Raw genomic sequence first — 4842 nt, 5'->3', positions numbered from 1 at the left:
GCTGGGGGCCGGCGTGGAACCAGCCGGAGGCACGGCCTGGGCGGCGGTTGCCGCGGTGCTCAGGATGAGCAGCGCGGCAAGGCGGCGGGCTCGGCAAACCATGGTGTCTCCTTGGGGACGTGGGGTCGCATTGGACAAAATTGGGCGCCGCAAGCCCTGCTGGCGCGGCAAATCGCCGCCAAGGATAGCGGAAGACGCGCAGGCGAGCCTAATCGGGCACGTCACTTTTGCAGGATTGCCGCCCGGAACTGATACTGGCAACAGGCGCCAACGCCCGGCTGGCGCGGCACTCCGACAATTTCATCAGGCAAAACTTTGATGCAGTGCAGAATGACTGGCCACGCGTAGACGCCTATAACCCCATAACCGGTTTCACTCTTCGAAACCGGCCGACTCCGGGGTGCGCACGCGTGACGGTACCGACTACCTCCCTCCAGAAGGCCTGCAGGCTGCTGCGCGTGCTGTCGGACGCGCGCAATACGCGCCTGACCGACCTGGCCGTGGCGGCCGGCGTCGACAAGGCGTCGGCGTTGCGCCTGCTGGACACGCTGGCTGCCGAAGGCTTCATCGAGCGCGACCCCGACACCAAGGCCTTCACGCTGGGCCCCGAATGGCTGGTGCTGCGCGCGGCCAGCGTGCGCCGCATCGACCCGCGCGCCAGCGTGCGCCCCGCGCTGATCCGGCTTGCCCAGGCCTTCGAGGACACCACCATCCTGTCGGTGCCAAGCGGCTGGGAATCCGTCTGCCTGGAACTGCGCCCCGGCACCTTCCCGATCCGCGCCAACTATCTCGATGTGGGCAGCCGGCGCCCGCTTGGCGTGGGCGCGGGCAGCCTGGCGCTGCTGGCAGCACTGCCGGACGCCGAGGTGGAAGCCACCTTGCACGCCATCGCGCCCGCGCTCAAGCGCTATCCGCGCATCAGCGCGGCGATGCTGCTGCGCGAGGTGGAGGCCACCCGCGCGCGCGGCTATGCGGTGTTGCTGGATGTGGTGGTGGAACGCATGGGCGGCATCGCCATCGCGCTGCCGGACCCGGATGGCTACCCGCTTGGCGCCATCAGCATCGCCGCGCTCAATGAGCGCATCACAGAACGAGAGCCGGCGCTCGCACGCGCGCTGCGGCGCGAGGCCGAGACTGTCTGCGCGGCCTGGACACCGCCGGCGCCCAACTCGGCGGCGGCACGCCGGCGCAACGCCACCATGGCCAGCGCCACGCCAAGGACCAAGGCCCCGACTGCGCGCAAGACGCAGCAAACCACCACTACCGACCTGTAACCGGAGACATAGAGCATGCGCTGGAAGCAACGACCGCAGGGTTCCAACTGGGGCGATTTCGGCCCCGACGACCAGCTTGGCCGCGTCAACCTGATCGGCCCCGAGCAGGTGCGCAAGGGCGCGCGCGAGATACAGGCCGGGCTGTCGTTCTGCCTGTCGCTGCCGCTGGACTATCCCGGCGGCAACAAGCTCAACCCGCGCCGCCACCCGCCGGTGCTGCGCCCCACCTTCCGCGACGACATCCCGTATGTGAACTTCCCGCTGGCCAAGGTGGACCCGACCGCCACCGATGTGATCAGCGACGACCAGGTGCTGCTGTCGCTGCAGTACTCCACGCAATGGGATTCGCTGGCCCACGTGGGCGCGCTGTTCGATGCCGATGGCGATGGCCGCCCGGAGCGCGTCTACTACAACGGCTATCGCGCCAACGAGCATATCGTGGGGCCGGTGGACTACGCGGAGGACGATCACTTCGCCGCGCACGCCTGCGGCCACGACCACAGCGAGGCACGCGCGCTCGGCATCGAGAACTTCGCCGTCAAGGGCATGCAGGGGCGCGGCGTGCTGGTGGACCTGGCCAACGCCTTCGGCCAGGATTTCCGCAATGTGGGCTACGACGACCTGATGCACGTGCTGGAAGCCGACCGGGTGGAGGTGGAGCCCGGCGACATGTTGTTGCTGCGCACGGGCTTTGCCGAGGTGGTGCTGTCGATGCGACGCGAGCCGGACGAAGCCGTGCTGCATCACAGCTGCTGTGCGCTCGACGGCCGCGACGACCGCCTGCTTAACTGGATCACCGATGCCGGCATCGCCGCGCTGATCGCCGACAACTACGCGGTGGAGCGCTACCCCGCGCGGCCCGCGCCGGCCGACCAGCCGAATCATCCGCTGCTGCCGCTGCACCATCACTGCCTGTTCAAGCTCGGCCTGCCGCTGGGCGAGCTGTGGTACCTGAAGGAGCTGGCGCAGTGGCTGCGTGCCAACCAGCGCACGCGCTTCATGCTGACCGCGCCACCGCTGCGGCTGCCGGGCGCGGTGGGCTCGCCTACCACGCCGATCGCCACCGTGTAGGCACCATCAGGAAAGCAAGTCCATAAGACCAAAGCTGGAGGAGACCACCATGAACCGAAACCACGCGCTGCTGCGCCGCCCGCTGGGCGCGCTTGCCATCGCCGCCGCGCTGCTGTGCGGCGCCGGCCACGCTAACGCGCAGCCCGCCAAGGCTGGCATCTCCGATGACGAGGTCAAGATCGGCCTGATCCTCGACATGAGCGGCCTGTACGCCGACGTGACCGGACGCGGTAGCGCCACCGCCGCGCAAATGGCCATCGACGATTTCGGTGGCAAGGTGCTGGGCAAGAAGATCGAACTGGTGGTGGCCGACCACCAGAACAAGGCCGACATCGCGGCCAGCAAGGCGCGCGAGTGGTTCGATACGGGCCACGTCGATGCCATCCTGGATGTGGCCGCCTCGGCGCCCGCGCTGGCGGTGCTGGAAGTCGCCAAGCAGAAGAACAAGATCGTGGTGTTCTCCGGCCCCGGCACCGAGCGCATCACCAACGACCTGTGCACGCCGGTCTCGGTGCATTACGCCTATGACACCTACGCACTGGCCAATTCCACCGCGCGCGCGGTGGTGCAGCGCGGCGGCAAGACGTGGTTCTTTCTGACCGCCGACTACGCCTTCGGCCATACGCTGCAGGAGTCCGCCACCACCGTGATCAACGAGACCGGCGGCAAGGTGCTCGGCGCGGCGCGCCATCCCATCGGCGCCAGCGATTTCGCCTCCTACCTGCTGCAGGCCCAGGCCAGCAAGGCGCAGGTGGTGGGCCTGGCCAACGCCGGCGGCGATGCCGTCAACGCCATCAAGGCGGCCAGCGAATTCGGCCTGACCAAGGGCGGCGCCCAGCGCATGGCGGGGTTGCTGCTGTACATCAACGACATCCACGCCATCGGCCTGAAGACGGCGTCCGGGCTGCTGCTGACCGAAGGCTTCTACTGGGACATGAACGAGCCCACGCGCGTGTGGTCGCGCCGGTATTTCGAGAAGCTCAAGAAGATGCCGAACATGAGCCAGGCCGGCACCTATTCGTCAGTGATGCACTACCTCAAGGCGATCCAGGCCGCGGGCACCGACGAAACCGCTGCCGTCATGAAGCAGATGAAGGCGATGCCGATCAACGACTTCTTCGCCAGGAACGGCCGCATCCGCGAAGACGGCCGCATGATCCACGACATGTACCTGTTCGAGGTCAAGACCCCGGCGGAATCGAAGTATCCGTGGGACTACTACAAGCTGCTGGCAACCGTGCCGGGTGACCAGGCCTTCATGCCGGTAGCCAAGTCGCAGTGCCCGCTGCTCAAGCGTTGATCACCGCAAGCCCTGAACGAGGCAACATGCAACACGCAGCTTACCTGCGCGGCGCGGGCAATACGCGCTTTGGCCGCGTCGAGGGCAGCACGCCGCTGACGCTGATGGCACAGGCCACCGACGCCGCGCTGGCCGACGCGGGCCTGGCCCGCGACGACATCGACGGCGTGCTGTGCGGCTACGCCACTACCCTGCCGCACCTGATGCTGGCCACGCGCTTTTGCGAGTACGCCTCGCTCGATCCCGCCTACGCGCACGGCGTGGCCTCTGGCGGCGCCACCGGCGGCGTCATGGCCATGCTGGCGCGCGAGCTGGTGGGTGCCGGCCGTTGCCGCAACGTGCTGGTGGTGGCCGGCGAGAACCGGCTCTCCGGCCAGAGCCGCGATCAGTCCATCCAGACGCTGGCCCAGGTCGGCGAGCCCGACATGGAGGTACCCAACGGCGCCTCGGTGCCCGCTTACTACGCGCTGCTGGCTTCACGCTACCTGGCCGAGACCGGCATGCACGCCGATGCGCTCAGCGGCTTCGCGGTGCTGATGCGCGAGCACGCGGCGGGACATCCCGAGGCGCACCTGCGCGAGGCGCTGACGCTGGACGCGGCGCGCGCCGCCAAGCCCATCGCCACGCCGCTGCGGCTATCGGACTGCTGTCCGATCTCCGATGGCGCGGTGGCACTGGTGGTGTCCGCCGAACCCGGCAGCGGCACGCCGGTGCGCATCACAGGCGCGGGCCAGGCGCATCGCCACCAGCACCTGTGCGCGCTCGACAGCGTGCTGGCCACCGGGGCGGCCGTTGCCGCGCGGCGTGCGCTGGGGGAGGCGGGCAATACGGTCGATCAGATCGACTACCTGGCGATCTACGACTCCTTCACCATCACGTTGGCGATGCTGCTGGAGGAGCTTGGCGTGGCAGCGCGCGGCGCTTCGCCGGAGCGGCTGGCGGCGGGCGACTTCGGGCGCGATGGCGCGCTGCCGCTCAACACGCACGGCGGCCTGCTCGCCTTCGGGCACTCGGGCGTGGCCGGCGGGCTGATGCATCTGGCGGAAGCCACGCGGCAGCTTGCCGGCAAGGCTGGCGCGCGCCAGTTGCCGCCGCGCAAGCGCGCGCTGTTTCATGCGGATGGCGGCGTGTTGTCTTCGCACGTGAGCCTGGTACTGGAGGCGGCATGAGAGCGCTTGCGATGCCCGCCAATTCGCT

General features: G+C 68.7%; 4 protein-coding genes. All 4 read left to right on the top strand.

What is annotated here, in order from left to right:
* Nucleotides 1–410 precede the first annotated feature (410 nt).
* Genes ACYP5B_RS30960 through ACYP5B_RS30945 form a run of 4 tightly spaced genes read left to right on the top strand, consistent with a single transcriptional unit; the run spans nt 411 to nt 4814 of the window.
* Nucleotides 411–1274: an IclR family transcriptional regulator gene (locus ACYP5B_RS30960; RefSeq protein WP_400097387.1), complete on the top strand. Its 864-nt coding sequence runs from the start codon at nt 411–413 to the stop codon at nt 1272–1274.
* 15 nt (nt 1275–1289) lie between these two features.
* Nucleotides 1290–2345, top strand: coding sequence for a cyclase family protein (locus ACYP5B_RS30955; RefSeq protein WP_459572205.1), 1056 nt, complete (start codon nt 1290–1292; stop codon nt 2343–2345).
* A gap of 49 nt (nt 2346–2394) precedes the next feature.
* Nucleotides 2395–3645, top strand: a complete 1251-nt coding sequence (locus ACYP5B_RS30950; RefSeq protein ID WP_459572204.1) for an ABC transporter substrate-binding protein — start codon at nt 2395–2397, stop codon at nt 3643–3645.
* Nucleotides 3646–3671: 26 nt separating this feature from the next.
* Nucleotides 3672–4814 carry a thiolase family protein gene (locus ACYP5B_RS30945; protein WP_459572203.1) on the top strand — a complete coding sequence of 381 codons (1143 nt, stop codon included), beginning with the start codon at nt 3672–3674 and terminating at the stop codon, nt 4812–4814.
* The last annotated feature ends 28 nt before the right edge of the window (nt 4815–4842 follow it).

The sequence above is a fragment of the Cupriavidus sp. 8B genome, assembly GCF_054589115.1.
The sequence above is the reverse complement of the archived record's forward strand: the minus strand, read 5'-3'. Positions and strand labels throughout refer to the sequence as shown.